Origin of the sequence: Streptomyces sp. NPDC000229 (assembly GCF_040300825.1) — a bacterium.
Lineage (GTDB): Bacteria > Actinomycetota > Actinomycetes > Streptomycetales > Streptomycetaceae > Streptomyces.
This window is the reverse complement of sequence record NZ_JBEPEL010000155.1, coordinates 1-4,251: the sequence shown is the minus strand read 5'-3', so window position 1 is coordinate 4,251 and position 4,251 is coordinate 1. Positions and strand designations below refer to the sequence as shown.

Annotated in this window: 3 protein-coding genes and 1 pseudogene; all 4 read right to left on the bottom strand. The window is 71.3% G+C overall.

Translation table 11 applies throughout. From position 1 onward, the window contains the following. Positions 1 to 519: pseudogene (locus tag ABT360_RS35115) on the bottom strand (hypothetical protein); the annotation flags it as partial. After that, the gene (locus ABT360_RS35110; protein ID WP_351825789.1) at positions 512 to 1,360 is read right to left on the bottom strand and encodes a hypothetical protein; all 849 of its coding nucleotides are present in this window, start codon (positions 1,358 to 1,360) and stop codon (positions 512 to 514) included. The gene ABT360_RS35110 and the pseudogene ABT360_RS35115, both read right to left, overlap by 8 nt. Before the next feature lie 29 nt (positions 1,361 to 1,389). Beyond that, positions 1,390 to 1,914, bottom strand: a complete 525-nt coding sequence (locus ABT360_RS35105) for a phage tail protein (RefSeq protein ID WP_351825787.1) — start codon at positions 1,912 to 1,914, stop codon at positions 1,390 to 1,392. Between the two features lie 38 nt (positions 1,915 to 1,952). After that, the gene (locus ABT360_RS35100; RefSeq protein WP_351825785.1) at positions 1,953 to 3,803 is read right to left on the bottom strand and encodes a phage tail sheath C-terminal domain-containing protein; all 1,851 of its coding nucleotides are present in this window, start codon (positions 3,801 to 3,803) and stop codon (positions 1,953 to 1,955) included. Between the last annotated feature and the right edge of the window lie 448 nt (positions 3,804 to 4,251).

The following is a 4,251-nucleotide window of genomic DNA, read 5'->3' as shown; positions in this document are numbered from 1 at the left end:
GGTGCCACGCGGCCGCGCGGGCGCCACCGTCCTGGCCGCGGGCGCGGGTGCCACACCGGGCGTCACCGCACCGGGGGGCGTCGCCCGGTGCGCGTCGTCCGCACCGCGCGGCGGCCCCGTACGGCGGGGCGGACGCGGTGGATCGGCGGCCACCGGCCGGTGAGCGGGCCCCGCGGGCGCCGGCGGCCGCAGCAGCGGACCGGGCACGGCCGTCACGGCCGTCGCGTGCCGCTCCGGTTCGCCATCGGGCCGAGCGGGTTCCGTCCGGACGACGGTGTGCCGGTCCCGCATGACTTCGCGCTCGTGCCGGATCAGCTCCGCCGGACCGAACGCGGGCCCCGGCGCCGACGGGACCAGGGGCGCGGGTTCGTCCGGCTCGGGCGGAGCCGTACGGAGAGCCTCGACCCGCTCGAACGGGCCCGGCAGCCGCGGCCGCACACGCGCCATGTCCCCGGCACGGTCAGCGGCCGCGTCCGTCGGCGTGTGCCGGGCGAGCAGCCGGTCGAAGTAGTCAGGCATCCGCGCACAGCTCCAGGTAGTAACGACGCCGCAGCGGGCTGAGCGCCAGGATCTCCGGCTCGCTCCACCCGTAGGCGGTGGCGAGCAGATGGACGTCGAGCAGCAGGTCCCGCGCCCAGTGGTCGAGTTCGGCCCACAGGTACGAGGCGATGTCGAGCTCGGCCGGGGTGGCCCGGCCGCACTCGGGGCAGGCCACCTCCAGGGTCACGTCGGCCGCCGGGTCGGCCTCCTCGGCCGCCTCGGCGATGCGCTGCTGCACCCGCGGGGGAAGCAGTTCGCCGAGCCGTTCCGGGGCGACGTCCTCCCCACCCCGTACGGCCGACACCGTGCATCGGGCCAGCAGCGCACGGCGCGCCTCGTCCGGGTCCGCCGCGGCGCCGGCCACGGCGAGGTCGGCGACGGTGGGCAGCCGGAACTCGATCACCCACTCGCCCTCCTCCACCCGCAGCGGCCCGCCCGACGCGCCACGCGCCCCCGGGCCCGGCGGCTCCGTGCCCGGAGCCCCGGCGCCCGGCGTCCGCGCGCACCGCTCCGCATCCGGAGCCCCGGCGCCCGACGCCCGCGCGCCCAGCACGGTCGCGTCGAGCTCGAACTCCATCGCTTCGCCGCAGGACGCGCAGTCGACGCACACCTGCATGCGCTCGCCGAACAGGGCCCGGCGCAGCGCGAACAGGTCCGCCTCCCGCTCGCCGACCGGCATCGACAACAACTCGTCGGTGCCGGCCCACGGGCGGGCCGCACGGTGCAGCAGCAGGGACCGTCCCTGCGCGTGCTGCGCCAGCCCGGCCTCCCAGGTGGCGAGCAACTCGCCCGGGCCGACCGGCACGGCGGCGCGTGTCATCCCTCGACCCCCCGGTGCCCAGGTGCCGTTCAGGCCGGGTGGGTGAACGAGGGCTCGACCGGCTCCTCCACCTCGTAGTCGCGCTCCCAGCCCTCGCATTCGAGCTTGACGCTCTGAATGGCGACGGCGTTCGCGTTGGCGTCCAGCTCGCCGAGCACCTGGTACTCGCTCACCCACGCCCGGTACAGCTTGTGCGAGACGGCCACCTGCCCGGCCTCGTTGAGGACCTGGATGATGATGTCCTTGCGGAAGTCCCGTAGCGAGACCTCCGCGCCGAGACCGGCGCCGACCTGCCACACCTTGTTGGCCCAGCGGTCGAACTCCGGGTCGTGGGTGACACCGCGCTCCAGGGTCACGCCCTCGAACTCGGAACGGCCCGGCGATTTGCGGGGCGAGCTGGGATCGCCGCCGTGGCGGTGTTTGACCACTTCGGTGGTGCGCTTGAGAGGACTGATCTTGCTGATGCCCGCGACCGTACGACCGTCCCAGAGGACCAGGAACTTGAAATTCTTGTACGGGTCGAAGCGATGGGCGTTGATCCGGAACTCAGCCATCGGATTCCTTCGTGTTCCTTTTCCTTGGCGACGAGGGGTTACGAGAGGTCGAACTGCCCGGCGACCTGCTGGATCTTCACGATGACGAACTCCGCGGGCTTGACCGGCGCGATACCGACCACGACGTTGACCACGCCCCGCGCGACATCGGCTTCGGTGGTGGTGTCCTTGTCGCACTTGACGAAATACGCCTCACGCGGCGTGCCACCCTTGAAAGCGCCCTGACGGAAAAGGTCGTTGAGGTACGCCGAGGCGTTGAGCCGGATCTGCTGCCACAGCTGCTCGTCGTTGGGCTCGAAGACCACCCACTGCAGCCCTCGGTAGAGGCTCTCCTCGACATGGAGCGCGAGCCGGCGCACCGGTACGTACTTCCACTCGCTGCTCTGCGCGTCAGCGCCGTCCAGGGTCCGCGCGCCCCACACCAGCGGGCCGACGACCGGGAACGTCCGCAGGCAGTTGATGCCCAGCGGGTTCAGCAGCCCGTTCTCCCGGTCGGTCAGCCTGACCGTGAGCGACCGGACGCCCGCGAGCCGTGCGTCGGTCCCGGCCGGTGCCTTCCACACACCGCGCTCACCGTCCTGGCGGGCGATGACGCCCGCGACGGCACCCGAGGGCGGGAAGGCCCGCAGCCTGCCCGTCAGCGGATCGGTGAGCTGCATGTGCGGGAAGTACAGGGCCGCGTGGCCGCTGCGTACGGGGTCGAAGGCGCCGATCCCGGCCCGCGCGGCGTCCACGCTGCCCCAGGTCGACGGCGCGTCCACCAGCAGGAAGATCCGCCGCTCCCGGCACAGCTGCTCGGCCGCCGACAGCACGGTGACCATGTCCTCGGTGGAGTCGTACGCCGACAGCTCCGGCAGGGACAGCAGGTTGATGTCGTCGACGTCGCGCAGCGCCTGCAGGCCGGTCTTGCGGGCCTCACCGCCGATCAGGTCGCGCGGTCCCGGAGCATCGCCGTCCTTGCCGCCCGCCAGCGCGAAGACCGGTGGATTGACCGAGGCCTCCAGGCCGAGGTCGTTGGCGCACTCACCGACGAACCGAACCACGTCGTCGGGGTCGAGGGAGCCGGCGACGACCTGGAGCCGCCGCCCGAAGGCGGTCACCTCGGCGCCCGCGAAGGAGTGCCTGCCCGGGGCATCGGGCAGGGCGCGCAGCTTCCGCTCGAGGAGCAGGGCGAGCTCGGTGACATCGGCCGGGGGCTCGCCGTCGTGGCCGGGTTCGTAGAGCGTGAACTCACGCTGCACGTCGCCGATCTTGACCTTCAACTCCACTTCCAGGTCGGGGAGCTGGGCCGCGAAGGGCTTGGAGACCGTGCCGGAGGGGTCGGGCCGGTCCTCGTCCAGCGCCTTGACACGGACGAGAGCGGACCCGGCGTTGACGACGGTCTCCACGAAGCGCCCGTGGCCGGGGCTCATCGACAGCCCGGTGAACGATTCGCGGGCACCGCCGCGCGCGTCGAGGACATGGAGGTTGAACGTGCTGTCGGGTGTGCGGGTGTCGTGGTCGACGGCGACCCGCAGGCCCGATCCCCAGACGCCGGGCTCCTTGGCATGGACCTCCAGCACCGGGCAGTCGCTGTGCCCCTCCGTGGAGTTGAGGGTGACGCGGGCCTCCTCGCCGGTGCCGGCCTTGGCCACCCGGACGATCACCGCCACCGAGCCGCCGTTGCCGAAGAACTGGTGCACGGCGTAACTGACGGCGCTGCGGGAGGTGAGGCCGCCGAAGCGACGCTCGAAGTCGGCGAAACTGGTGATCCGCACCGGCTGGTTGAGCGGTCCCCGGCGGGTGTGGCCCACGAACGCGGTCACCGACGTGGTGACCGAGGCGATGGTACGGACGCTGCTGGGAAGTTCTTCGATGTATACGCCGGGATAGCCCATATGCGTCGGCATTCCCCCTCCATTCCCTTCGCGCACCAAGAGATGAGGAGGGGAGGGGAGCACACGCCGATCATGAAAACGTGTGCCCGCTTTTTGATCTTTCCCCCGTCACACACCCCGTGCGATATCGGTCTCGCAGGGCCAATTGGCATGCGCGTCTGCCTGTGGCTCCTGATGCATGAGTGCCTGTGGGGAGTCTCGTTCGGCGCGGACCCCCGGTCAAGAGACCCTTTCGGTCAACAGGAGTTCTCCGTACGCGGAGTTCCGTGGAGGCCGTTCGGTGAGGTCAGCAGGATATCGAAGATCGGACAGGCGGACCCCATTCACGAACGCTTCACAAGAAAATTCGGTGCGGGGTGGGAAACAAGCCGAATGGCAAACCGCCCGGCGCGCCGCCTTGTGTCCGATTGGCGAGAAATAGGGCTTTGCTGCTGCGGGAAAGGCGGAGATGGAACGCCGC